Source organism: Stenotrophomonas sp. 2201_Sma, assembly GCF_056486685.1.
In genome coordinates, this window is sequence record NZ_CM151329.1 from 612,386 (window position 1) to 639,115 (window position 26,730).

A 26,730-nucleotide genomic window follows, 5' to 3' on the forward strand; every position below is an offset into this window, starting at 1 on the left:
TCGCCGGGCAGGGCCCGGCGGATGCCTCATCCGATCAAGGCCGGGGGCGCACGGCGCCCCCGGCCTTTTCCTTACTTCAGACCATCGCTGACGGCCTTGGTCAGCGTGCCCTGCGCATCGTCACCACTGAATTCCCAGACGAACGCGCCGCCCAGGCCCTGGGTCTTCACGTAGCCCATCTTGCGGGTGATGTTGGCCGGAGTGTCGAAACTCCACAGCGTGCTACCGTTGTAGATCCAGGTGGCGCCGGCGGTGTTGTCGGTGTAGCCCGACCAGGCCAGGTTCTTCAGTACCTTCCAGTCTTCGATGCCGGCCTCATAGGTGCCCGGTGCGGCGCCTGAGGCGGTCTGGTACAGGCCATTGTTGGCATTGGCCACGCCCGTCCAGCCACGTCCGTAGTAGCCGATGCCCAGGTTGAGCTTGGCGGCCGGCACACCCCGGCTGATGAAGGCCTCGATGGCGTCGTTGCTGTTGTACAGCTTCTGGTCGCCGGTGGACGGATCATTCGGCGAATCGAACAGTGCCGACTGGTGATTGGTCCTTGCATCCCACGCACCGTGGAAGTCGTAGGTCATCACGTTGATGTAGTCCAGGTACGGGTGATAAGCCGCCGGGTCGGTGACGCGGATCTTGTCGATGCCGGCACCCACCGCCACGGTCAGCAGAAGGCCCGGACGCACCGCATCGAGCTGGCGGCGGAACTCGGCCATGAGTGCGGTGAAGTTGGCGTTGTCCTCGGGCTTGCCGCACTCGATGCCGCAGGCCACGGGGTATTCCCAGTCGATGTCGATGCCGTCGAATACGCCCAGCGCTGCGCCCGCGCCGCCGGCGCCGTCGGTCACCGGCAGGTTGCCCTTGATGTAGGCGTCGATGCAGGAGGCGACGAAGGCCTGGCGGTTCTCCGGACGGGCCGCGCTGGAGAATCCACGCGACCAGGTCCAGCCGCCCAGCGAGATCAGCACCTTCAGACCCGGATGCTTGGCCTTGAGCTGCTTGAGCTGGTTCCAGTTGCCGCGCAGCGGCTGGTCCCAGGTATCGGCGCTGCCACTGACGCTCTCGGCGGCGCTGAAGGCCTTGGTGTAATCGGCGAACGCATCGCCACCGGCGCCGCTGTTCGGGTCCGACGGCTGGGTCACGCCCACTTCGCAGCGGTTGTTGCGCACGTTGCCGAAGGCGTAGTTGATGTGGGTCAGCCGCGCGGCGGAACCGCTGCTGTCGATGTTCTTCACCCGGTAGTTGCGGCCGTAGATGCCCCACTGGGTGAAGTAGCCGATGACCCGCTTGCCGGTGCCGCCACCGTCGCCGGCCAGGGTGGTGGCGCTGATTTCCGTGCCCTGGGCGGACGCATTGCCGGCGTTGTCGCGGGCACGCACACGGTAGCGGTAGGTGGTGGACGCGGTCAGACCGCCATCGACGTAGCTGGTGCTGGACGGAGAACCGACCAGGCTGCCGTTGCGGTACACATCATAACCGGCCACGCCGCTGCCACCGGCGTTGTCGGTGGACGGACTCCAGCTCAGCGCGATGCTGCTGGCGGTACGGGTGCCCACCGCCAGCCCGCCGGGCACGCTGGGTGCGGTGGTATCGCCGCTGGCAGCGTTGACGGTGATGGTGATGGTCGGGGTGCTGGTGGTGGCGTTGTTGTTGTCGGTGGCCACCGCGCGCAGGGTGTGGCTGCCGGCGCTGGCATTGGCCCAGCTGGCGCTGTAGGGAGCGCTGGTATCCACGCCGATCGAGCTGCCGTCGCGGAAGAATTCCACCTTGCTGACGCTGCCGTCCGGGTCGCTGGCGTTGGCGGTGACGTTGATGGTGCTGCCGGCGCTGAAGGTAGCGCCATTGGCCGGTGAGGTCAGGCTGACCACGGGAGGCTGGTTGACGCCGCCGCCATCGCAGGCACCGAGGTTGGTGTAGTAGGGCGCACCGGCCGGATGGTCTGGCGGGGCATTCCAGATGTCCTGGTTTGCCCGATACAGCACGCCGCCCTTCTGCAGGGTGTCGCCGGCGCGATAGATCTTGGCCTGGTCCCATTCGGCCACGCCGGCACAGCTGGCGGCCTGGGCCAGGCCCGGCAGGCTGGCGGCGCCGGCGGCCAGGGCAAGCAGCCAGGCCAGGCGGCGGGGACGACAGCTTCGGGTGGAACGTTCGGCACTGCGCACAATCGGGTCGTACATGGTGTGTCTCCGATCAAAGGGCGCGCGGGCCCCGATGGCGCCGCGCGTGACGCAGGTCCGGGCGTCGCCGGGGAAGGCGACGGGAGGGGCCGGACGGAGGCACCTGGGAGGCCGGGGAGAGAGTCCGGCACCAGGTAGGGACAACGTTGTCATCAATTGCGTGGTCAATCCGTGAGCAAGCGCATGGTTCTGGGATTCGGGCGGAACGCGCTGGCGCGCAGTCGGCGGCCAACGGCGGAGCCCCTTCGTGGCTGGGGGGTTGGTCGCTTACAGCGGATTTGTGGGGGTTGGCCGGGTGGGTGGGCTGCGCAGGGGACGCCGTGAATACGTCCCTGTAGGCTCGGGCGCGCCATCCATGGCGCTTACGCCCCTGCGCAGCCCACCCACCCGGCCACGGACAGGTTCCTGCGGCTGCCAGCCACGAAAGACAGAACAAAATCAAAAGCAAGAGCCGGTCGCTTCGCTCTTCATTGCCTGAATCCTGAAATTTCCTGGTTGCCGGCCAGCGGCCGGCACTGCCGCGAAGCATCCGCGAGCAAGCGCATGGTTCCGGGATTCGGGCGGAGCGCGCTGGTGCGCGGTCGGCGGCCAACGGCGGAGCCCCCTCGTGGCTGGGGGGTTGGTCGCTTACAGCGGATTTCTGGGGGGTGGCCGGGTGGGTGGGGTCAGGCGGGGACGCCGTGAACCCGTCCCTGGGGGCTTGGCCGCGGCATCCATGCCGCGGACACCCCGCCTGACCCCACCCACCCGGCCTCTGACAGGTTCCTGCGCAGCCAGCCACGAACGACAGAACAAAATCAAAAGCAAGAGCCGGTCGCTTCGCTCTTCATTCGGCCGGCACTGCCGCGGAGCATCCGCGCATGGCGTGGACCGAATACAGATCGCGGAAATCCGTCGAAGGCGGGGTGGGTCCGGTGGCGGGGGTGTCCGCGGCATGGATGCCGCGGCCAAGCCCCCAGGGACGGGTTCACGGCGTCCCCCGCCACCGGACCCACCCCGCCATCCCATCGGAACCCAGCTTTCGCTTTGGCCGTTGCCGTTGTCCTGGCTTCGGCGGGTGCCGGGCGCAGCCCGGCCCAAGCCCATCCCCCGCTTCCGGTACAATATCGGGCCCGTTTCCCAACTACGGTTCCCCGGACATGATGGTCCTCGAGGGCGCGCCCGCCCTGTCGCCGTTCCGCCGCGAACGTCTTGAATCCCGCCTGCAGTCCATCGCTCCCTCCCTGCGCATCAGTGGTGCCTGGCACGTCTACTTCGTGCAGCCGGAAGGCTCGGCCGTGCCCGATCAGGCCACCCTGTGCCGCATCCTGGAAGCACAGCCGCAGGCCGGGACGGTCGCCGAAGGGGCCGTCAGCCGCATCGTGGTGCCGCGTCTGGGAACGTTGTCGCCGTGGTCGAGCAAGGCCACCGAACTGGTCCGCGGGGCCGGTCAGCCGGTCAGCCGGGTCGAGCGCGGCCTGCGTATCGACGTGCTGGGCTGGCCGGACGATGCCGCCACCCAGCAGTCGCTGGTGAAGGTGCTGCACGACCCGATGACGCAGTCGGTGCTGGACCACGTCGAGCAGGGCCAGGCCCTGTTCTCGGCGCCGGCCCGCGGTGAACTGGAGCGCGTTCCGGTGGCGCAGCTGGAAGCGGCCAACCAGCGCCTTGGCCTGGCCATGGCCCAGGACGAGATCGACTACCTGCGCGAGCGCTTCACCGCGCTGGGGCGCTCCCCGTCTGACGTGGAACTGATGATGTTCGCGCAGGCCAATTCCGAACACTGCCGGCACAAGATCTTCAACGCCAGCTGGACCATCGACGGGCAGGCGCAGGAACGCTCGCTGTTCCGCATGATCAAGAACACCCACCAGCAGACACCGCAGCACACCCTGAGCGCGTACAGCGACAACGCTGCGGTGATCGAAGGCCATCCGGCGTCGCGTTACCGTCCGGATCCGGCCAGTGGCGAGTACCGCCGCGAGCCGCAGGTGCCCAGCGCCTTCCAGATCAAGGTCGAAACCCACAATCACCCGACCGCGATCGCGCCGTTCCCGGGGGCTTCCACCGGTGCCGGTGGCGAAATCCGCGACGAAGGCGCAACCGGCCGCGGCGGCAAGCCGAAGGCCGGCCTGACCGGCTTCTCGGTCTCGCACCTGCGCATCCCCGAGCTGCCGCAGCCGTGGGAAGCGCCGCGCGCGCTGAATCCGCGGATGGCGCCGGCGCTGGAGATCATGACCGACGGCCCGCTCGGCGGCGCTGCGTTCAACAATGAGTTCGGCCGCCCGAACCTGCTCGGTTACTTCCGCAGCTTCGAGCTGCCTGAAGGCGCTGACCTGGTCCGTGCGTACGACAAGCCGATCATGCTGGCCGGCGGCCTCGGTGCGATCGACCGTATCCAGGTCGACAAGATCCCGCTGCAGGCCGGTGATGCGGTCATCGTGCTCGGCGGTCCGGCGATGCTGATCGGCCTGGGTGGCGGTGCGGCCAGCTCGGTGGCCTCCGGTGAAAGCGCCGAAGACCTGGATTTCGCCAGCGTGCAGCGCGACAACCCGGAGATGGAGCGCCGCTGCCAGGAAGTCATCGACCGCTGCGTGGCGATGGGTGCCGACAACCCGATCAAGTTCTTCCATGACGTCGGTGCCGGTGGTCTGTCCAACGCGATTCCCGAGCTGCTGCACGATTCGAACGTGGGCGGCATCATCGATCTCGGCAAGGTGCCCACCGACGATCCGTCGTTGTCGCCGATGCAGCTGTGGTGCAACGAATCGCAGGAGCGCTACGTGCTTGGCGTCGCGCAGGAGCGACTGGCCGAGTTTGCCGCGCTGTGTGCGCGCGAGCGCTGCCCGTTCGCCGCCGTGGGTGTGGCGACCGCCGAGGAGCATCTGGTGGTGGCGTACGGTGCGGTGCCGGGCCATGTTCCTGCAGACGCGCCGATCGACCTGCCGATGGACGTGCTGTTCGGCAAGCCGCCGAAAATGCACCGCGACACGGCGCACCCGCCGGCACCGCGCTGGCCGGCGCTGAAGACCGGTGGCCTGGATCTGCAGGAAGCGGGCCTGCGCGTGCTGGCACACCCGACCGTAGCCGCGAAGAACTTCCTGGTCACCATCGGTGACCGCAGCGTCGGCGGCCTGACCGCCCGCGAGCAGATGGTCGGCCCGTGGCAGCTGCCGGTGGCCGACGTAGCCATCACCCTGGCTGATTTCGATGGCGTGGCCGGTGAGGCGATGTCGATCGGCGAGCGCACGCCGCTGGCCCTGCTCGACGCCGCGGCGTCGGCGCGCATGGCCGTGGGCGAAGCGCTGACCAACCTGTGCGCGGCCCCGGTGGATGCGCTGGATGGCATCAAGCTGTCGGCGAACTGGATGGCTGCTGCCGGCCATCCGGGCGAAGACGCGCTGCTGTACGACGCAGTGAAGGCCGTGGGCATGGAACTGTGCCCGCAGCTGGACATCAGCATCCCGGTCGGCAAGGACTCGCTGTCCATGCAGGCGCAGTGGCATGACCAGGGCGAGGCACACAAGAGCGTGTCGCCGGTGTCGCTGGTGATCTCGGCGTTCGCGCCGGTTGCCGATGTACGCCAGCAGCTGACGCCTCTGCTTGATCGCGACGTCGACAGCGAGCTGTGGCTGATCGGTCTCGGTGCCGGCAAGCAGCGCCTGGGCGGCTCGATCCTGGCGCAGGTGCACGCCGACCACGGCGAACTGCCGGCCTTCGCCGGTGCCGCGCCGGACCTGGACGACCCGCAGCGCCTGCGTGCCTTCTTCGAACTGATCCGGGATGCGCGCCAGTCCGGCCTGCTGCGTGCGTACCATGACCGCAGCGACGGCGGCGCGTTCGCCGCGCTGTGCGAAATGGCGTTCACCTCGCGCCTGGGCCTGGATATCGCCCTCGACGCGTGGGGCGATGACCCGTTCCGCAGCCTGTTCAATGAGGAACTGGGTGCGGTGGTGCAGATCGCCCGCGAAGATCGCGCCGCTTTTGCCGACCTGGTCGAGCGCCACGCCCTTACCGAATGCGCGCAGCGCATCGCCAGGCCGACCACCGCACCGGTGGTGCGCGTATCGCTGGCAGGCGAGAACCTGGCCGAGTGGCGCTGGGAGCAGCTGTTCGATGCGTGGTGGTCGGTCACCCATGCCATGCAGAAGCGTCGCGACAATCCGGCCAGCGCCGATGCCGAGCGCGATGTCGCCCGCGCGTTCAACGCACCGGGCCTGAAGCCGAAGCTGAGCTTCGACCTCAACGAGGATGTGGCGGCGCCGTTCATCAGCACCGGTGCGCGTCCGCGCGTGGCGGTACTGCGCGAACAGGGCGTCAACGGCCAGATCGAGATGGCCAACGCCTTCGAACGTGCAGGCTTCCGCGCGTTCGACGTGCACATGAGCGACCTGATCGAGGGGCGCGTGGCCCTGCAGGACTTCACCGGCCTGGTCGCCTGTGGCGGCTTCAGCTACGGCGATGTGCTGGGTGCCGGCCGTGGCTGGGCGACCTCGATCCTGGAACGCAGCGCGCTGCGCGATGCCTTTGCGGCGTTCTTCGAGCGCCAGGACAGCTTTGCCCTCGGCGTATGCAACGGTTGCCAGATGATGAGCCAGCTGAAGGACATCATCCCCGGCGCCGAACACTGGCCGCAGTTCCGCCGCAATGCCAGCGAGCAGTTCGAGGCCCGCACCGCACTGCTGGAAGTAGTGGAATCGCCGTCGATCCTGCTGCGTGGCATGGCCGGTTCCCGCCTGCAGGTGGCGGTGGCGCACGGCGAAGGCCAGGCGGTGTTCGACAACGCCGTCGACCAGGCCGCTGCGCGCGTGTCGCTGCGCTACATCGATGGCAACGGTGCCATCGCCCAGCAGTATCCGCTCAATCCGAACGGCTCACCGGATGGCATCACTGGCCTGACCAGCACGGACGGCCGCGTCACCATCATGATGCCGCATCCGGAGCGTACCCCGCGCGCACTCAATCTGAGCTGGGCGCCGGCCGAGTGGCAGGGTGATTCACCGTGGATGCGGATGTTCCGCAATGCCCGGGTGTGGTGCGGCTGATCGCGCACCGCTTCGCGCAGGCGTCGATGCCGATGCGTATGGAAAAACCCGCCGCATTGCCGGCGGGTTTTTCTTTGCGCGGATGAAACTCCTGTCGCCACCATGAGTTACATGCATTTCCATGCGCCAGACAATCGTCACGTGCAACTAACAAAATGGATTGATAAACGCGTGAAAAAGTGAACTGCTTCACGGCAATGTGATTTGCTGTGTCAAAGTCTTGACGATATGGAAAGTTGCCGTTAACACTTGAACCCCGTTTCAGAACCATTCATCCCGCAGTAACCGCTTGGCGCACGCGCTCGGTTTTCTGTCGCTGCGCGCCGTTCGGCAATACCCCGCAGTAAATCACGCGAATAAACGCCCCCAGGGGACGTTGGACCAGAAGGTCCGGCGGTGGCGTTGCTTTGCCCAAAACCAGTCCAATCAGGAGCCGTACCGATGAATCGGATTTATCGCAAGGTCTGGAACAAAGCACTGGGTCAGTTGGTCGTGGCCTCGGAACTGGCCTCGTCCGACAGTTGCGGCGGGGTCGTCGACCAACGCCGCGATGCGACACAGGCCAGGCCCTTTGTACTGGCTGCCGCACTGGCGCTGGCACTGGGATTGGGCATGACCGGCGTCGCCTCTGCACAGTCGGTGGAGATCGGCGGCAACGCCAACTGCGTGGTGCTCAACAGCTCGATCGTCGACAAGTGCCTGGTGGATGGCAGCGCCTCGGCCACCGGCACCAATGCGGTCGCCGTGGGCACCGGCAGCCGTGCAACCGGTGCCAACAGCGTGGCGCTGGGCGCCGGCTCGAAAGCAACGCGTGCCAATACCGTTGCCGTCGGTGATGCGGGCAAGGAACGGCAGGTGACCCACGTCGCCGCTGGCACCGAGGCAACCGATGCGGTGAACAAAGCGCAGCTGGATGCACAGGCGCGGGCCACGCAGGCGGCGTTGGCCGAAGCGACAGCCCAGAGCAGTCGCTACTTCAAGGCCGACGGCGCCGGTGATGACAGCGACGCGGCGAAGATCGAAGGGCAGGGCGCGATTGCGGTCGGCAGCGGCAGCCAGTCGCTGGCCAACGCCACCACGGCCGTCGGCACACAGGCCGTGGCCGCCGGTCTGGGCGCCAGTGCGTTCGGCCAGAGCGCGTTGGCCATCGGTGATGCCAGCGTCGTCGTCGGCCAGAGTGCCGTTGCGTTCGGGCTGGGAGATACCGCCGTCGGTGCCAGCGCTGTTGCGGCCAGCGAGAACGGCGCAGCGACCGCACTGGGCGCGTTGTCCGAGGCCAGTGCGGACGGCGCAACGGCGGTCGGTGGCGGAGCCGTGGCCATGGGCCCGGGCAGTACCGCCGTGGGTCGTGGCGCAACGGCCGCCAATGAAGCATCGATCGCGGTCGGTGCGTTCAGCACCGCCGTGGGTGAATACAGCACCGCGCTGGGTTCGAACTCGGCGGCGGTTGCCACCGGCAGTGTGGCGCTGGGCGCCGGCTCGCTGGCCGACCGGGTCGATACGGTATCGGTGGGCGCGGCCGAGTACGGTCTGACCCGGCAGATCACCAGTGTCGCGGCGGGTACCGAAGACACCGATGCGGCCAATGTCGGCCAACTCCGGGACGTCGCGGCCGTGGCCGATGCCACGGCCAAGCGTTTCCAGGCCACCGGCAGCAGCAACAGCGACGCCGGTGCGCTGGCCGCAGGCGATGACGCGCTGGCTGCCGGTGAAGCGGCCAACGCGCTGGGCGATGGCACCACCGCAGTCGGCGCCGGCGCCACCGCGGTCGCGCAGAACGCCACGGCGGTCGGCAACAACGCCCTGGCCGCCGGACAGAACAGCGCCGCGTTCGGCAACAACGCGCAGGCTGCAGGACCCGGCAGCGTCGCGGTGGGTGGCGCCGCCGTGGACGAGGACGGCAATCCGCTCATCACCAACGGCGGCGTGCCGGTGGAGACCGGTGCGACCAGTGCCGGCGTCGGCGGCACTGCGGTCGGTGCCAGCGCAGAGGCGGCTGGCTTCGCTGCGTCCGCCTATGGCGTGGGTGCCTATGCGGCCGGCGCGCAGTCCTCCGCATTCGGCGCGGTGGCCAATGCCATCGGCGACTACGCCACCGCAGTCGGCACCCAGAGCAACGCGACCGGCACCAGCAGCGTGGCCGTGGGTGGCCCGGCTGACCTGATTCCCGGTCTGGGCTTCTTCGTGCAGACCCAGGCCAGCGGCGAAGCCGCTACCGCTGTCGGTGCCGGCGCGATCGCCAGCGGTGACCGGACCGTGGCCAACGGCAGCCTGACCGAAGCCTCCGGCGCCGAAGCCACGGCCATCGGCTACTTCGCCTACGCACCCGGAGAAGGGGCCAGCGCGCTGGGCGCGCAGACCTGGGCCAGCGGCGCGCAGAGCACGGCGGTCGGCTACTACGCCACGGCACGCGGCGCCAACAGTGTCGCCCTGGGGGCGAACTCTGAAGCCATCCGTGACAACAGCGTCGCCGTGGGCAGTGCCGGCAACGAGCGGCAGATCACCGGCGTCGCTGCCGGCAGTGAAGCCACCGATGCAGTGAACAAGGCGCAGCTGGACGCGGTGGCCAGCACCGCGGATACCACCGCCCATTACTTCCAGGCCCAGCCGGAAGCCGGCAGCGATGCCGGTGCATTTGCCGAGGGTGAAGGTGCGGTAGCCGCCGGTTCGTCCAGCAACGCGATCGGCGCCGGTGCCATCGCCCAGGGCGCGGGCGCTTCCGCCGTGGGCGATGACAGCGTCGCCATCGGTCGCAACAGCAGTGCCAGTGGCAACGGCGGGGTCGCCATCGGTGGACTGGGCCAGGCCTACGACCAGTACAACCAGCCGATCATCGGCGATGACGGTCAACCGGAACGTGTCGGCACCACCGCCGGCGCCGATGCCACCGCCGTCGGCAATGGCGCGCAGGCAACGGGTGCCTCGGGCAATGCCTTCGGCAGCGCGGCCAAAGCCACCGGCGACAACAGCGTGGCTGCCGGTGGCAAGTCGCGTGCGACCGGCAGCTACGCGGTCGCCGTGGGCGACAGTGCGTTCGCCAGCAGCGACGACAGCACCGCCGTCGGCGGCTACAGCTGGGCCACCGCCAGTGGCGCCAGCGCATTCGGTTCGGGCGCATGGGCCACCGCCACCAACGCATCCGCCTTCGGCAATGCAGCGTGGGCCAGCGGCAGTGGCGCCACCTCCATCGGCTACAACAGCTGGGCCAACGGCACCAGCGCCACCGCCGTCGGTCGCGGTGCCTTCGGCTACGGCGACTACAGCGTGGCGTTGGGCTACCAGGCGCTGGGCAACACCGTCAACAGCATCGCCATCGGCACCAATACGGTGGCCGGCGGTGAAAGCGCGATCGCGCTGGGCGCCGGCAGCAACGCCAGCGGCAACAACGCGGTCGCGTTGGGTGCAGGCTCGGTGGCTGATCGTGACCGCAGCGTGGCGGTTGGCGCTGCCGGCAACGAACGCCAGGTGACCCACGTGGCCGCAGGGACGCAGGCCACCGATGCGGTGAACAAGGCACAGCTGGATGCCGTCGCGGCCGAAGCATCCACCACCGGCAGGTACTTCCAGGCCAGCGGCAGTGCCGACAGCGATGCCGGCGCTTACGTGGAAGGGGACAACGCACTGGCTGCCGGCGAGGCATCCAACGCCATCGGCGACGGCGCCATCGCCCTGGGCAGCGGCGCCAATGCACTGGCCAGCAACGCGCAGGCGCTGGGCTTCAATGCCGTGGCCACCGCGGCCAACGCCAGCGCGATCGGTGCCAACGCACAGGCGACCGGCGAGTACGCCACCGCGCATGGCGCGGAAAGCGAAGCCAGCGGTGAACAGAGCGCGGCCTTCGGTGCTGCCTCGATCGCCAGTGGCGCCGGCAGCACCGCCAGCGGCGTGCTGTCCGAAGCCTCCGCAGAAGAGGCGACGGCGGTGGGCTACTTCAGCACTGCCAGTGGTGAAGCGGCCACGGCGGTCGGCAGCGAGAGCGTGGCCAGCGGCACGGCCTCGGCTGCGTTCGGCATCGGTGCGGAAGCCACGGGCGGCTACAGCACCGCCATCGGCGGTTTCGCCAGTGCCTCGGCGTTCAACGCCACCGCGTTCGGCAATTTCGCCAATGCCTCCGGCTCCAACAGCGTGGCGTTGGGCGGCGACTCGGAAGCCTCCGGCGACTACAGCACGGCCACCGGTCAGGGCAGCCTGGCCACCGGTACCAACAGTGTCGCTGTCGGCGGCTCGTTGTTCGGCATTCTCGCCACCGAGGCGTCCGGCAACTACTCCACGGCCGTCGGTGGTGGCGCATGGTCGCCGGGCATCAACAGCACCGCGCTCGGCAATGCGGCCGAGTCGCGCGGCGCCAACAGCGTCGCGCTGGGTGCCGATTCGATTGCAGACCGTGACAACACGGTATCGGTCGGTGGTGGTGGCAACACCCGCCAGGTGACCAACGTGGCGGCAGGTACCGAAGGCACCGATGCGGTCAACAAGGACCAGCTGGACGCCGTGGCATCGGTGGCCGAGAACACGGGCCGCTACTTCCAGGCCAGTGGCAGTGCCGACAGCGATGCCGGCGCCTACGTGGAAGGTGACAACGCGCTGGCGGCCGGCGAAGCGGCCAACGCGATCGGCAACGGTGCCACCGCACTGGGCAGTGGTGCGACGGCGGTCGCCGCCAGTGCCACCGCCGTAGGCCTGGACAGCCTGGCCAGCGGCAGCAATGCCGCAGCGGTGGGCAGCAACGCACAGGCCACGGGTGAAAACAGTGCGGCGCTGGGTAACGGCGCGGTTGCCAGCGAGATCGGCAGCACGGCGACCGGCGCGGGCGCACAGGCCACGGCGGTGTACAGCACCGCCAACGGCTCGGAAGCGCTGGCCAGCGGTGCGCAGTCGCTGGCCAGCGGCTTCCGCAGCGCGGCGTCGGCCGATGGCACCACGGCGGTCGGTGGTTACAGCGAAGCCAGTGGTCGACTCGGTTCTGCACTGGGTTACGGCACGATCGCCAGCGGGGCCAACAGTACTGCGACGGGCGTGTTTGCCACGGCCAGCGGCGCCAGCGCGGTGGCCATGGGTGATTCCAGTGAAGCCAGCGGCGATGAAAGCGTCGCCATCGGCGGCAGCACGTTCTTCGGTCTGATCCCGGCCCGCGCCAGCGGCTACGGCGCCGCGGCGTTCGGTGCGGGTGCATGGGCCACCGACGACTACGCCACCGCCATCGGCTGGAACTCGTGGGCCGACGCGGCCGATTCCACCGCACTCGGTGCCAGCGCCACCGCCAATGCTGCGAACAGCGTGGCACTGGGTGCGGGTTCCGTTGCCGACCGCGCCAACAGCGTGGCCGTCGGTAGTGCCGGCAGCGAGCGCCAGGTGACTCACGTGGCGGCAGGTACCGAAGGCACCGATGCGGTCAACAAGGACCAGCTGGACGCCGTGGCGTCGGTGGCCGAGAACACCAGCCGCTACTTCCAGGCCAGTGGCAGTGCCGACAGCGATGCCGGCGCCTACGTTGAAGGTGACAACGCGCTGGCCGCCGGCGAAGCGGCCAACGCGATCGGCAAGGGTGCCACCGCACTGGGCAGTGGTGCGACGGCGGTCGCCGCCAGCGCCACCGCCGTAGGCCTGGACAGCCTTGCCAGCGGCAGCAATGCCGCAGCGGTGGGCAGCAACGCACAGGCCACCGGTGAAAACAGCGCGGCACTGGGCAGTGGTGCGGTTGCCAGCGAGATCGGCAGCACGGCGACCGGCGCGGGCGCACAGGCTACGGCGGTGTACAGCACCGCCAACGGCTCGGAAGCGCTGGCCAGCGGTGCGCAGTCGCTGGCCAGCGGCTTCCGCAGCGCGGCGTCGGCCGATGGCACCACGGCGGTCGGTGGTTACAGCGAAGCCAGTGGTCGTCTCGGTTCTGCACTGGGTTACGGCACGATCGCCAGCGGGGCCAACAGTACTGCGACGGGCGTGTTTGCCACGGCCAGCGGCGCCAGCGCGGTGGCCATGGGTGATTCCAGTGAAGCCAGCGGCGATGAAAGCGTCGCCATCGGCGGCAGCACCTTCTTCGGTCTGATCCCGGCTCGCGCCAGCGGCTACGGCGCCGCGGCGTTCGGTGCGGGTGCATGGGCCACCGACGACTACGCCACCGCCATCGGCTGGAACTCGTGGGCCGACGCAGCTGATTCCACCGCACTGGGCGCCAATGCCACCGCCAACGGCAGCAACAGCGTCGCCCTCGGTGCTGCATCGAAGGCAGACCGCGACAACACGGTGGCGGTTGGCAGCACGGGCAGCGAACGCCAGGTCACCCATGTCGCCGCGGGTACCGAAGGCACCGATGCGGTCAACAAGGACCAGCTGGACGCCGTGGCGTCGGTGGCCGAGAACACCAGCCGCTACTTCCAGGCCAGTGGCAGTGCCGACAGCGACGCCGGCGCCTATGTGGAAGGTGACAACGCGCTGGCCGCCGGCGAAGCGGCCAATGCGATCGGCAACGGTGCCACCGCACTGGGCAGTGGCGCGACGGCGGTCGCCGCCACTGCCGCTGCCGTGGGCTTCAACGCGGTGGCGACGGGTGAGGATGGCGTGGCCATCGGCCACAGCGCCAGCAGTACCGCTGGCGGCGCGATCGCCCTCGGTGCGCAGAGCAGCAGCGCCGGGCCGGCCAGCGTCGCCCTGGGCGCGCAGTCGGAAGCGGAGGGCATCGGTGCCGTTGCGGTAGGTGGCATCGCCCAGGCCACTGGCCTGGCCGCCACCGCCGTCGGTTACGGGGCCACGGCCGACGGTCGCGAAGCGACTGCGGTCGGCAACTTCGCCTATGCCAATGGCTGGCAGTCCACAGCCTACGGTGCGGGTGCCACGTCCAGCTTCTTCGGCACGGCCCTGGGCAGTGGCGCGCAGGCCGCCGACGTCGCCACGGCGGTCGGCCAGGGCACCACCGCGCAGATCGCCGGTGCGGGCTTCGGCGTACAGGCACGCGCCGGTGAGTACGGTACCGCGCTCGGCAACAACGCGGCCACCGGCCTCAATGGCGTGGCGGTAGGCTTCAACGCACTGGCCGGGCAGGATGCCAACAGCGTCGGCAGCGGTCAGCACACCACCGCCATCGGCAGCGAGGCGTGGGCGACCGAGGACGGGGCCACCGTGGTCGGCTACAACAGTTACGCGCAGGCAACCAATGCCACGGTGCTGGGCAGCAACACCTGGACGACCAAGGCGGCCGACAACAGCGTCGCGCTGGGTGCCGGATCGCTGGCGGATCGTGCCAACGCGGTATCGGTCGGCGCGGCGCAGGACTGGGTTGATGCAGCGGGCGTTACCCACAGCGCGATCAACCGCCAGGTCACCAATGTCGCGGCCGGTACCCAGGCGACCGATGCGGTGAACAAGGGCCAGCTGGATGTGGTGGCGGCCACCGCCGATGCCACCGGCCGCCACTTCCGTGCGACCGGTACCGGGACCGCCAGCGCCACGGGCAGCAACGCGGTCGCCGTCGGTTCCGGTGCCAGTGCCAGCGGCAACCGCAGCAATGCGCTGGGCAGCAGTGCCAGCGCCATCGGCAATGCGGCGCTGGCCGTCGGCGCCAACGCCGGCGCGACCGGTGCGAACTCGGTGGCGCTGGGCAGTGGCGCGCGCGCGCTGGACGCCAATGTGGTGTCCGTCGGCGGTGGCAACGGTACCGATGGTCCGGCGACGCGCCGCATCGTCAACGTCGCCGACGGTCGCATCGCCGCAGGCAGCAGCGACGCGGTCACCGGTTCGCAGCTCAATGTCACCAACCAGCGCGTCGGCGCGGTGGAAACCCGGGTCGGCGATTTCGATTCGCGCATCGCGACCGTGGAAACGTCCACTGCCAATGCGGTCGGTTATGACGACGCCAGCCGCGACCGGCTGACCCTGGCCGGCATCGAGGGCACCACGATCGACAATGTCGGCGCCGGCAGCATCGCCGCAGGCAGTCGCCAGGCGATCAATGGCGGCCAGCTGTTCCAGTCGCTCAGCGATGCCGCCAGCTTCCTCGGAGGTGGCGCCAGTGTCGGCATGCAGGGCGTGTTCGTCGCGCCGAACTACGTGATCCAGGGCGCCAGCTACAGCAATGTCGGCGATGCCCTCGGCGCACTGGACCGCAAGGTCAGCGAGATCGACCAGCGCACCGGGGGGGCGAACCGCTCCCGCACCGCCAGCCTGCGTTCGACCAGCACGCCGCTGGAGGGAGGCGCCGGCAGCCTGGCCGCGGAGACGGCCAGCGCCGATGCTGTCCCCACCGTGGCCACTGCCAGTACTGCCCGGGTACAGGGCGCGCCGACCGCCGCCGCAGCGGGCTCGGGCATCCCGGTCGGCACACCGGCAGCGGGTTTCAACGCGGTCACCGTGGGAGAGGGCGCCGTTGCCAGCGGCGCGTCGTCCACGGCCATCGGCCAGGGGGCCAGTGCGACGGCCGCCAACGCCGTGGCGCTGGGCCAGGGCTCGGTTGCCGATCGTGCCAACACCGTCTCTGTCGGCAGCGAAGGCAACGAGCGCCAGGTCACCAATGTCGCGGCCGGCAGCGCTGCCACCGACGCGGTCAACAAGGGTCAGCTGGACCGTGGTGTCGCCACGGCCAACAGCTACACCGATGGCCAGGTGAAGGCCGTGACCGACAGCTTCGATGTGTTCAAGGGCGAAGTCGATGGCCGCCTGCGTCATATGGACCGTCGCATCGATCGTCAGGGCGCGATGAGCGCGGCGATGCTCAACATGGCCACCAGCGCCGCCGGCATCCGTACCCAGAACCGGGTCGGCGTCGGTGTCGGCTTCCAGGGCGGCGAGTCGGCGTTGTCGCTGGGTTACCAGCGTGCAATCAGCGACCGCGCCACGGTCACCTTCGGCGGAGCCTTCAGCAGCGACGACAGCTCGGTCGGCGTTGGTGCCGGCTTCGGCTGGTAAGCCACTCCATCGCGCCGGCGGCCACCCACGCCGGCGCCACACCCGCAACGAGGGCCTGGGGGGAGGTCACGGCAATCCCGGCTGGGCCGGCCGGGAGTCGTCAAGGAATGATGGCCGCAGTGTTGGTTCGATCCATGACCCAGAAGAGGAATTTCGACGTGATCAAGAAGCAGAACCTTCGCATCAACGTGCTTGCCGCCGCCGTGCTGTCGATGACCGCCGTCGGTGCCGTCCATGCCGCCGGGCTGCCGACGCAGGAACCGGCGCGCCAGGCGCGCACCGCACAGCCGGGCACCGACCGCATCATCGTCAAGTACCGCGCCGGCACGGCCGCTGCGCTGGATCGTTCGGCCAAGCTGTCCACGGTGCAGTCGGCGCTGACCCGCGCCAGCCTGTCCGGCGGCACTGCGCGCGCCAGTACCCTGGGCCCGCAGGTCGTGCGCAAGCTCGGCGTCGGCGCCGATGTGATCCGCCTGCAGGGCCGTCTGGCCCCGGCTGAACTGCAGCGCGTGCTGAAGGAGCTGAAGGCTGATCCGGCGGTGCAGTACGCCGAGGCCGACGTGAAGCTGCGCCGCAGCGAACTGCGTGCGGGCGATGTGCAGCCGGCGCTGGTGCCGAACGACCAGTACTACCAGCAGTACCAGTGGCACCTGCACAACGCGACCGGCGGCATCAACGCGCCGGCGGCCTGGGATGTTTCGCAGGGCGAGGGCGTGGTGGTGGCGGTGCTCGACACCGGCATCCTGCCGCAGCACCCGGATCTGGTCGGCAACCTGCTGGAGGGCTACGACTTCATCAGCGATGCCGAGACCTCACGTCGCGCTACCGACGACCGTGTACCGGGCGCACAGGACTATGGCGACTGGGTCGAGAACGACAACGAGTGCTACACCGGTTCGCTGGCTGAAGACAGCTCCTGGCACGGCACGCACGTCGCCGGCACCGTGGCCGAGCAGACCAACAACGGTGTCGGCATGGCCGGCGTCGCGCACAAGGCCAAGGTGCTGCCGGTCCGCGTACTCGGCAAGTGTGGCGGCTACCTCTCCGACATCGCCGACGCCATCACCTGGGCCTCCGGTGGCACCGTGACCGGCATTCCGGCCAATACCAACCCGGCCGAAGTCATCAACATGAGCCTGGGTGGCAGCGGCAGCTGCGATGGCACCTACCAGGATGCGATCAATGGCGCGATCTCGCGCGGCACCACGGTCGTGGTGGCCGCCGGCAACGAGACCGACAACGCGTCCAATTACCGTCCTGCCAGCTGCGCTGGCGTGGTGACGGTGGGAGCCACCCGTATCACTGGCGGCATCACCTACTACTCCAACTACGGCACCCGCGTCGATCTTTCCGGCCCTGGTGGTGGCGGCAGCGTGGACGGCAATCCGGGTGGCTATGTCTGGCAGGCCGGTTCCGACGCGGCCACTACGCCGGACTCGGGCAGCTATACCTACATGGGCAAGGGCGGAACCTCGATGGCCTCGCCGCACGTCGCGGCGGTGGCGGCACTGGTGCAGAGCGCGTTGATCGCCGATGGCAAGGAGCCGCTGGCTCCGGCAGCCATGCGTACCCTGCTCAAGGAAACCGCACGCCCGTTCCCGGTGGCCATCCCGTCGGCGACCCCGATCGGTACCGGCATCGTCGACGCCAAGGCCGCACTGGCCAAGGCGCTGGAGGAGCCGTGCACCGAGGACTGTGGCCCGGTAGCCACGCCGCTGACCAACAAGGTCGCTGTCGGCGGCCTGTCCGGTGCGACCGGCGGCAGTGCCCTGTACAGCTTCGAAGCGGTGGCGGGCAAATCGCTGAGCGTGATCACCTACGGTGGTAGTGGCAACGTGTCGGTGTACCTGGCCCAGGGCCGCGAGCCCAGCGCGAGCGACAACGACGCCAAGTCCACGCGTGCGGGCAACGCCGAAACCGTGCGCGTCAACAAGCCGGTGGCCGGCACGTACTACGTCAAGGTGGTGGGTGAAGCCGCCTACAGCGGGGTGACCATCCTCGCCACGCAGTAATGCCATCACACTGTCGTAGATGAACTGGCGACGCCCGTCACCCCGTGGTGGCGGGCGTTGTCATTTTTCGAAAGGCGGCGCGATGGCGGCGGAAACCACGGCTTAACTGCTAAAGTCGGGCCGATCGACAGGAGAGTCACGTGAACGCGCTCGCTGCAACCACTGCCGACGACGCCGAGAGCCGCATCCTGGATGCGCTGCTGGCGCGTGGGCGGCTCAAGGAAGGAGACCTGGCCCGGGCGCGGCCGCTGCATGCCGAGGCCGGCGGCAGCCTGCTCGGCCTGCTGGTGCGCCTGGGACTGGTGTCCGAGCGGGACCAGGCGCAGGCCAGCGCGGATGTGCTGGGCCTGCCACTGCTGGAAGGCAAGCAGGTGCCCGAGACGCCGCCGCAGTCCCTCGCCGAAGGCCTGCCGCTGTCGCTGCGCTTCCTCAAGCAGTTCCACGTCTGCCCGCTGGCGCTGGATGAACACGGCGTACGGCTGTGGTTGGCCGATGCCCACGATGTCTACCCGCAGCAGGCCGTGCAGCTGGCCCTGGGCGTGCCGGTCACGCCGGTGCTGGGCATGCGGGCGGAGATCGACGATCTGGTCGAGCGCTGGTTCGGCCAGGGCCGCAGCGCCATGGGGGCGATCGTGGAAACCGCCGATGGTGAAGGCGGCGCGGTGGACGACATCGAGCATCTGCGTGACCTTGCCTCGGAAGCGCCGGTAATCCGCCTGGTCAACCTGGTGATCCAGCGCGCGGTGGAACTGCGTGCGTCGGACATCCATGTCGAACCCTTCGAAAGCCGTTTGAAGGTCCGTTACCGCGTCGATGGCGTGCTGGTGGAGGGCGAGAGCCCGCCCGCCAACCTGACCGCCGCGGTCATCAGCCGCATCAAGATCATGGCCCGGCTCAACATCGCCGAGCGCCGCCTGCCGCAGGACGGCCGCATCATGCTGCGCGTGCAGGGCAAGGAGCTGGACCTTCGCGTCAGCACGGTACCGACCGCACACGGCGAGAGCGTGGTGATGCGCCTGCTTGACCGCGAAACCGTGGTGTTCGATTTCCATCGGCTTGGCTTCACCGATGCATTCCTGCCGCAGTTCCGCAAGGTCCTGGAGCAGCCGCACGGCATCCTGCTGGTGACCGGCCCGACCGGTTCGGGCAAGACCACGACGCTGTACACCGCGTTGAGCCAGCTCAATACCGCCGACGTCAAGATCATCACGGTCGAAGACCCGGTCGAGTACCAGATCGAAGGCATCAACCAGATCCAGGCCAAGCCGCAGATCGGCCTGGACTTCGCCAATGCGCTGCGCAGCATCGTGCGCCAGGATCCGGACATCATCATGATCGGCGAAATGCGCGATCTGGAGACCGCGCGCATCGCGATCCAGTCGGCGCTGACCGGCCATCTGGTGCTGTCCACCCTGCACACCAACAATGCCGCCGGTGGCATCACCCGGCTGCTCGACATGGGTGTGGAGGACTATCTGCTGACCTCCACCATCAACGGCATCCTCGCGCAGCGTCTGGTGCGCCGCCTGGAACCGACCCACGCCGAGCGCTACCCGGCGTCACCGGAAGAGATCGATCGTTTCGAGCTGCGCCGCCTGCAGCCGGAGGGGGCGATTCACCTGTACCGGCCGCGTCCCTCGGCACTGGCACCGACCGGCTACCTGGGCCGCACCACCATCATGGAATTCCTGGTGATGAACGACGCGCTGCGGCGCGCGGTGATGCGCCGCGATGGCATGGGCGAGCTGGAGCGCATCGCGCGCGAAGGCGGCATGCGTACCATGTACGAGGATGGCCTGGCCAAGGCCCTTGCCGGGCAGACGACCATCGAGGAAGTCCTGCGTGTGACGGAGGAGAGCTGATGCGCGCCGGAGCCCGGGGCTGACATGCCTAACTACCGCTACAAGGCCCTCAATCCGCATGGCGAGATCTTCGACGGGCAGATGGAAGCGGCCAGCGAGGCCGACCTGATCGCGCGCCTGCAGGACCAGGGGCATCTGCCGATGGAAACCCAGCTGGCCGATGCGGGCTCCATCGGGGGGGGCAACTGGCGCAACCTGTTCCACCAGCGCCCGCTGCAGGGCCCGGCGCTGCTGCAGTTCACCCAGCAGCTGGCGACCCTGCTCGGTGCCGGCCAACCGCTGGATCGCGCGCTGTCGATCCTGCTGGGCCTGCCCGAGGACGAGCGCTCGCGTCGTGCGATCACCGACATCCGCGACGTGGTGCGCGGTGGTGCGCCGCTGTCGACCGCGCTGGAGCGCCAGCATGGCCTGTTCTCGCGCCTGTACGTGAACATGGTGCGGGCCGGCGAGGCCGGCGGCAGCCTGCATGAGACCCTGCAGCGGCTGGCCGATTACCTTGAGCGCGCGCGTGCGCTGCAGGGCAAGGTGATCAATGCGCTGGTCTACCCGGCCATCCTGCTGGTGGTGGTGGGCGGCGCGCTGCTGTTCCTGCTGGGTTACGTCGTGCCGCAGTTCGCGCAGATGTACGAGAGCCTGGACGTGGCGCTGCCGTGGTTCACCAATGCCGTGCTGCAGCTGGGCCTGTTCGTGCGCGACTGGTGGATCCTGCTGCTGGTGGTACCGGGCGTGCTGGCCCTGCTGTTCGAGCGCAAGCTGCGGCAGCCGGCCTTCCGGCTGGCCCTCGACGGCTGGCTGCTGCAACGGCGCAGCATCGGCCGCCTGCTCGGCGAGCTGGAAACCGCACGGCTGGCGCGCACGCTGGGGACGCTGCTGCGTAACGGTGTGCCGCTGCTGGGTGCGCTGGGCATCGCCCGCAACGTACTGGGCAACCGCGCGCTGGCAGCCGACGTGGATACCGCCGCCGACGAGGTCAAGAACGGTGCGGGCCTGTCGCTGGCACTGTCGCGCGGCAAGCGCTTTCCGCGGCTTGCCCTGCAGATGATCCAGGTCGGCGAGGAATCCGGCGCGCTGGACACCATGCTGCTGAAGGCGGCGGATACCTTCGAGCAGGACAGCGCCCGGCGCATCGATCGCCTGCTGGCGGCGATGGTCCCGGCGATCACCCTGGTGCTGGCTTCGGTGGTCGGTGCGGTCATCGTCGCCGTGCTGGTCCCGCTGTACGACCTGACCAATGCCATCGGTTGACGATGGACTCTTCCGCACTTCGACCCAACGCAACCGAAAGGACCGATCATGATCGCTAACCGTCGACCCATCCGCCTGTCCTTCACCGCCGCGCGGCACCAGTCGGGCATGAGCCTGCTGGAGATCATCATCGTCATCGTGTTGATCGGCGCGGTGCTGACCCTGGTGGCCAGCCGCGTGCTGGGCGGTGCCGACCGGGGCAAGGCCAACATCGCCAAGGCGCAGGTGCAGACCGTGGCATCCAAGATCGACAACTACCAGATCGATACCGGCAAGCTGCCGGGCGCGCTCACCGATCTGGTGACCGCACCGGCCGGCGTTGGCGGTTGGCTCGGCCCGTACGCCAAGCCGGCCGACCTCAACGATCCGTGGGGGCACGCGCTGGAGTACCGCGCACCCGGCGAAGGCCAGCCGTACGAGCTGATCAGCCTGGGCAAGGACGGCAAGGCCGGTGGCAGCAGCGTCGATGCCGACATCCGCTACCAGCCGTAATCCCGCATGACGTATTTCCTGCCGCGCCGGTTGCCCCGACCGCGCCTGCACGGCAGGCGCCCGGCGGGGCTGTCGCTGCTGGAGATGCTGCTGGTGATCGCGCTGATCGCGGCCATCGGCCTGATCACCGCGGCGGGACTGTCGCGTGGCTTCGCCGGCATGCAGCTGCGCAGCGCCGGCAAGGACATCGCCAACCAGCTGCGCATGGTGCGTGCACAGGCGATCGCGCGCGGCGAACCGCAGCGGTTCGTGATCGAGCCGGCACGGCATCGCTGGCAGGGGGCGAACCAGCGCCAGGGTGAACTGCCGGCACAGTTGACGGTGCGTTTCGAAGGTGCGGCGCAGCTGGCCACTGCACCGGGGCAGGGCGTGATCGAGTTCCATCCCGATGGCGGTTCCAGTGGCGGCCGCATCCGCCTGCAGCGTGATGCCGCCGAATGGCGCATCGATGTCGGCTGGTTGACCGGTGAAGTCCGCTCCGGCCCATGGCAGGCGCAGTGATGCGGCGGGCGCGCGGTTTCACGCTGCTGGAGGTGATCGTGGCCTTCGCTCTGCTCGGGCTGGCGCTGACCCTGCTGCTGGGCAGCCTGTCCGGCGGTGCCAGGCAGGTGCGCGAGGCCGAACTGCGCACGCGCGCCGTCCTGCATGCGCAATCGCTGCTGGCTGCGGCGGGCGTGGATGCGCCGCTGCAGGTGGGGCAGCAGCAGGGCGACTGGGAAAACGGGCGCTATCGCTGGGAGCTGCAGGTGCAGCCCTGGACCGAGCCACGCGCCGGCAACGCCGCGGCCACGCAGTCGCCGGGTGCACCGTGGCTGGCCGAACTGCAGTTGCAGGTGCGGTGGGGCGATGGCGAGCGCGAACAGCTGCGCTGGCGCAGCCTGCGCCTGCTGCCGCCGGACCTGGAGCGCGCGCGATGAAGCGGAGCGCTGCGGGATTCACTCTGGTTGAGGTGATGCTGGCGACCGTGCTGCTTGCCGGTGGCCTGGCGCTGGCGTTCGCCAGCGTGCGCTCGGCGATGGCGGTCAGCCAGCGGGGTGAACAGATCGCCGCCGAAAGCGAGCGGATGCGCGCGGTGCAGGCCCTGCTGCGGCGACAGCTGGCCGGGGCGATGCGCAGCCCGCTGGAAGTGCCAGACCCGACCCGCGAGCCGGTGTTCTTCCAGGGCGAAGAGCAACGGATGCTGTTCGTCGCCGATCTGCCAGGCTACCTCGGACGCGGCGGGCCCTATCTGCATGCGCTGCAGGTGGACGGCAAGGCCGGGCAGCAGCGTCTGCTGCTGGACCTGGTCCTGCTGCAGGAGGGCGAGCGCATCGCCGAAACGCCACCACGCCCGCCCGAGGTGCTGGTGGATGGCCTGCAAGCGGTGGAGATGCGCTATCGCGGCATCGATGCCGGCAGCGGGCAGATGACCGAGTGGCTGCCGCGCTGGGAAGACACCCGTCGCCTGCCTCTGCTGGTGGAACTGCGGATCGTGCCGGTCCGTGGTGCCGCATGGCCGCCCCTGGTGGTGGCCCCCCGCCTGGGCGGCGGTGGAGGGGGGCGTTGATGCGGTCGCGCGGGGCCGCACTGGTGCTGGTGCTGTGGTTGATCGCGCTGATGACCGCACTGGTCGGCGCGTTCGCGCTCAGCGCCCGCGTCGAGCATCTGCAGGAGCGCGTGCTCGACGACGATGCACGTGGCCAGGAGCGTGCCCGTGCGGGACTTGAGTACGCACTGATGCGGCTGTCACCGGATCCGCTGCGCGCGCCGTGGCAGGCCGATGGTCGCACCTATCGCTGGCAGTTCGACGGTGCCCGCATCGAGATCCAGGTGCTGGACGAGAACGGCAAGATCAACCTGAACCTGGCCGACGTGGCGCTGCTGACCGCATTTCTGCAGGCACTTGGCGAACCGGTGGACAACGCGCGCCAGCTGGCAGGCGCGATCGTCGACTGGCGTGACGAGGACAGCCTGCTGCAGCCCGGCGGCGGTGCCGAGGCACAGGATTACGCTGCGGCCGGGCTGCCGTATGGGCCCCGCAACAAGCGCTTCGAGACGCTCGGCGAGCTGCAGCGGGTGCTGGGCATGAACGGGCCGCTGTACCGGAAGATGCTGCCGCACCTGACCCTCTACAGCCGCCAGGCGCGACCGGATCCGCGATTCGCCAGCGCTCCCGTGCTGACCGCGCTGGGCCTGGATGCCGACCTCGTGCTGGCGCAGCGGAACCCGCCGGAGCGTGACGGCGATCCGGCGGATGGATCTTCAGCGCTTGCCAGCAGCAGCGGCACCTATAGTATCGAGTCCCGTGTCATCGACGGCAGTGGACGCAGGTCGGTGTTGCAGGCAGTGGTTCGCAATGGCTCCGGGGGGATTCCCGGGCGGTCCTACACAGTGCTTCGCTGGGAGCAGGGAATGACGGCAAGATGACGGCTTGGCAGGACAGTCTGCGGCAGGTGCAGGGCCAGATCGGTCCTGGCGCCGGCCGTTTCCTGCGCTGGTGGCGGCACTCGTTGCTGGCGTGGGTGCCGGCGCGCTGGCAATGGGCGCTGGGCTGGGCCCAGGCACGGTTGCTGCTGCAGCGCGAGGGTGACCAGCTGCAGGTCTGGCGCGAAGCGGGCGAGCGCCGCGAGGCTGTGGTCACCCTGCCGTGGCCCTCGTCTCCGGCCGCACTGGATCGCGTGCTGGAGCCGCGCCTGCGCAGCCTGCCGCGATTCTGGCTGCTGCCGGTGGAACGGGTCCTGCGTCGCACCCTGCGGCTGCCGGCGGCGGCCGGCGACCGGCTGCACGCGGTGGTCGGTTATGAGATCGACCGGCAGACCCCGTTCGAGGCCAGCCAGGTCAGCTATGACGTGCGTGAACTGGGCGTGGCAGGGGAAGGCCAGCTGCAGGTCGAACTGGTGGCCTGGCCGCTGCGCCAGATGGAGGCCTGGCGTGCCAGCGTGGGCGAGTGGGGCGACGCCCTGGCCGGCGTCGACGCGATCGATGCACAGGCTGGCACGCTGCAGGTCAACCTGTTGCCGAGCGCCCAGCGCCAGTCGCGGCCCGATCCGATGCGGCGCTGGAACCTGCTGCTGGCCCTGGCTGCGCTGGTGATGCTGGTACTGGCTGGACTGCAGCTGCTGGACAACCGCCGCGCCGCCGCCGACGCACTGCGTGCGGACGTCGAACGCAGCGCGCGCAGTGCCCGGGGTGTAGCCAGTGAACGTGCCCAGCTGCAGGCACTGATCGACGGCGCGGCCTTCCTGGAGTCGCAGCGCCGCCAGCATGCCGGCACGGTGGAAATCTGGAACGAGCTGACCCGCCGTCTGCCCGAAGGCACCTATCTGGAGAAGCTGGCCATCGAGAACAACGGCCTGCAGCTGATCGGGCTCAGCCGCGAAGCCTCGCAGCTGGTGCAGCTGCTGCAGGATGCTCCGCAATGGCGCAAGGTCAACCTGACCGGTGTGCTGCAGGCGGACGGCGCCGGCAGCGGCCGGGACCGCTTCACCATGACTGCCGAACTGCAGCCGTTGCCCGCGGCGGCACCGGCAACGCCGACAGCAGCGACTCCGGAGGCGGCCGATGCCAAGCGCACGCCGTGACCGCTGGCTGGCGCTGGCGCTGCTGCTGGCGGTGCTGGGCCTGGCTTACCTGTTGCTGGTGCACCCTTGGTTCACCCAGCCGCTGCGCGAGATCGATGCCGATGTCGCGGCCCTGCGCGAGCGCCAGCAGCGCGTGCAGGCGCAGCTGCAGCAGCAGCCCCAGATCGAACAGCGGCTGCGCGCCACCCGTGAAGCCTTGCAACGGCAACCCGGCTTCCTGCAGGAGGCCACTGCCGAAGCCGCCGCCGCCGCGCTCGGCGCGCGCCTGCAGGATGCGGTGGCCACTGCAAGCCCCGGCAACCGCAGCTGCACCATCAGCAATCGCACGCCGCTGACCGACAATCGCCGTGATGCCGAGTTCGTCCGCGTCGCCATGCAGGTACGCCTGCGCTGCGGCGTGGCGGAACTGGCGACCGTGCTGCACAGCCTGGAAACCGGCAGCCCGCGGTTGTTCGTGGACAACCTCAATCTCATCGCGCAGCGCTTCCAGCAGTCGCCGAACGAATCCGGGCTGGGCCTGGACGTCTCCTTCGAACTGGCCGGCTACCTGTTGCCCGGTGCCGCCAGTGGCGCTGCGGCAGTACCTCCCGCAGCGGAGCCCGCCGAGGCCGCCCCGGCCCCGGTCGAGCCGCCGCCACCGGCGGCCGCCGAGGGAGAGGAGGTCGCCGATGAAACGTGAGCCCATCAGCCTGCGCACCGGTTTCCTGCTGGCCCTGGCCGGCTGGTCCGCCGCGATATGGCTGGCCACCGGTTTCGGACTGGGCAGTCGCCTGCCGGCCGGCGGGGCCGACGCCGACCCCGCGGCAGCACTGCCGGTGCTGCCGGCGTTCGCTCCGGAACGGATGGCCAGTGCGGACAGCTACAGCGCCATCGCCGCGCGTCCGCTGTTCGCCGAAGACCGCAGGCCGCGCCCTTACCTGCTGGGCGGCAGTGAACCCAGCGCCAGTGCCGCATTGCGCCTGACCGGTGTGCTGCTCACGGACGACTTCGGCCTGGCCACGTTCAGTACGGAGCAGAACCGCTCGCTGCGCCTGCGCCTCAATGGTGACGCGGTCGACGGTTGGCAGCTGGTCGCGCTGCAGCCCCGCCAGGCGACGGTGATCGGCCCGGGCGGCAGCCAGGTGCTGGAACTTGCCGTGTTCAACGGGCAGGGCGGGGAGCCACCGACGGTCCTGCGCGGCAGTGCCGGTGCACCCGCACCGGGCGTGCCGGTGCCACCGCCGGTAGTGCCGCTGCCGGCGCAGGCCGCGCCGGCACAGGCGGCGACCGCACCGCAACGTGCAGCCGACGCCACACCCGCGCCGGCGTCTGCTGCCGCACCCCCGCCGCCGGCCAACAGCAACGGGCCCAGCGAAGCGCAGATGCAGGCCATCCGCGAGCGCATCCAGGCCCGCCGCCGCCAGCTGCAACAACAACAGCAACAACAGTCGCCGCCGCCTTCGGGCAATGGCGCCAACCGGTAGAGT

Annotated in this window: 14 protein-coding genes; 13 read left to right on the plus strand and 1 reads right to left on the minus strand. The window is 69.4% G+C overall.

Annotated features, from left to right (window positions below):
- Window positions 1-71: 71 nt before the first annotated feature.
- Complete coding sequence (locus tag ACZLIF_RS02795) at window positions 72-2,171, minus strand: glycosyl hydrolase family 18 protein (RefSeq protein ID WP_128987985.1); 2,100 nt, start codon at window positions 2,169-2,171, stop codon at window positions 72-74.
- Window positions 2,172-3,310: 1,139 nt separating this feature from the next.
- Between ACZLIF_RS02795 and purL the strand changes: the two genes are divergently transcribed.
- The 13 genes from purL (at window position 3,311) to ACZLIF_RS02860 (ending at window position 26,727) form a co-directional block, all read left to right on the plus strand.
- Window positions 3,311-7,195 carry a phosphoribosylformylglycinamidine synthase gene (gene purL, locus ACZLIF_RS02800; RefSeq protein WP_128989074.1) on the plus strand — a complete coding sequence of 1,295 codons (3,885 nt, stop codon included), beginning with the start codon at window positions 3,311-3,313 and terminating at the stop codon, window positions 7,193-7,195.
- 441 nt (window positions 7,196-7,636) lie between these two features.
- Window positions 7,637-16,093, plus strand: coding sequence for an ESPR-type extended signal peptide-containing protein (locus ACZLIF_RS02805; RefSeq protein ID WP_128989076.1), 8,457 nt, complete (start codon window positions 7,637-7,639; stop codon window positions 16,091-16,093).
- Window positions 16,094-16,251: 158 nt separating this feature from the next.
- On the plus strand, window positions 16,252-18,105 hold the full coding sequence (locus ACZLIF_RS02810) for a S8 family peptidase (protein ID WP_128989162.1): 1,854 nt from the start codon (window positions 16,252-16,254) through the stop codon (window positions 18,103-18,105).
- Window positions 18,106-18,245: 140 nt separating this feature from the next.
- Entirely contained in the window at window positions 18,246-19,967 is a 1,722-nt protein-coding gene (gene gspE, locus ACZLIF_RS02815; protein WP_111186337.1) for a type II secretion system ATPase GspE, read from the plus strand.
- A gap of 24 nt (window positions 19,968-19,991) precedes the next feature.
- Window positions 19,992-21,212 (plus strand): type II secretion system protein XpsF, encoded by a 1,221-nt coding sequence (gene xpsF / locus ACZLIF_RS02820; protein ID WP_128989078.1) that lies wholly within the window; start codon window positions 19,992-19,994, stop codon window positions 21,210-21,212.
- Between the two features lie 48 nt (window positions 21,213-21,260).
- Complete coding sequence (gene gspG / locus ACZLIF_RS02825) at window positions 21,261-21,704, plus strand: type II secretion system major pseudopilin GspG (protein ID WP_053520019.1); 444 nt, start codon at window positions 21,261-21,263, stop codon at window positions 21,702-21,704.
- 6 nt (window positions 21,705-21,710) lie between these two features.
- Window positions 21,711-22,205, plus strand: coding sequence for a type II secretion system protein XpsH (xpsH, locus tag ACZLIF_RS02830; RefSeq protein ID WP_074901860.1), 495 nt, complete (start codon window positions 21,711-21,713; stop codon window positions 22,203-22,205).
- The gene (gene xpsI, locus ACZLIF_RS02835; RefSeq protein ID WP_053520017.1) at window positions 22,205-22,621 is read left to right on the plus strand and encodes a type II secretion system protein XpsI; all 417 of its coding nucleotides are present in this window, start codon (window positions 22,205-22,207) and stop codon (window positions 22,619-22,621) included. The genes xpsH and xpsI overlap by 1 nt, the downstream gene beginning before the upstream one ends.
- Window positions 22,618-23,250: a type II secretion system protein J gene (locus ACZLIF_RS02840; RefSeq protein WP_128989080.1), complete on the plus strand. Its 633-nt coding sequence runs from the start codon at window positions 22,618-22,620 to the stop codon at window positions 23,248-23,250. The genes xpsI and ACZLIF_RS02840 overlap by 4 nt, the downstream gene beginning before the upstream one ends.
- On the plus strand, window positions 23,247-24,110 hold the full coding sequence (locus tag ACZLIF_RS02845) for a type II secretion system minor pseudopilin (RefSeq protein ID WP_128989082.1): 864 nt from the start codon (window positions 23,247-23,249) through the stop codon (window positions 24,108-24,110). Before ACZLIF_RS02840 ends, ACZLIF_RS02845 begins: the two co-directional genes overlap by 4 nt.
- Window positions 24,107-25,264, plus strand: a complete 1,158-nt coding sequence (locus tag ACZLIF_RS02850) for a PilN domain-containing protein (protein WP_128989084.1) — start codon at window positions 24,107-24,109, stop codon at window positions 25,262-25,264. The genes ACZLIF_RS02845 and ACZLIF_RS02850 overlap by 4 nt, the downstream gene beginning before the upstream one ends.
- A complete protein-coding gene (gspM, locus tag ACZLIF_RS02855) occupies window positions 25,245-25,943 on the plus strand; it encodes a type II secretion system protein GspM (RefSeq protein WP_128989086.1) in 699 nt (232 codons plus the stop codon). Before ACZLIF_RS02850 ends, gspM begins: the two co-directional genes overlap by 20 nt.
- On the plus strand, window positions 25,933-26,727 hold the full coding sequence (locus ACZLIF_RS02860; RefSeq protein ID WP_128989088.1) for a general secretion pathway protein GspN: 795 nt from the start codon (window positions 25,933-25,935) through the stop codon (window positions 26,725-26,727). Before gspM ends, ACZLIF_RS02860 begins: the two co-directional genes overlap by 11 nt.
- Window positions 26,728-26,730 lie beyond the last annotated feature (3 nt).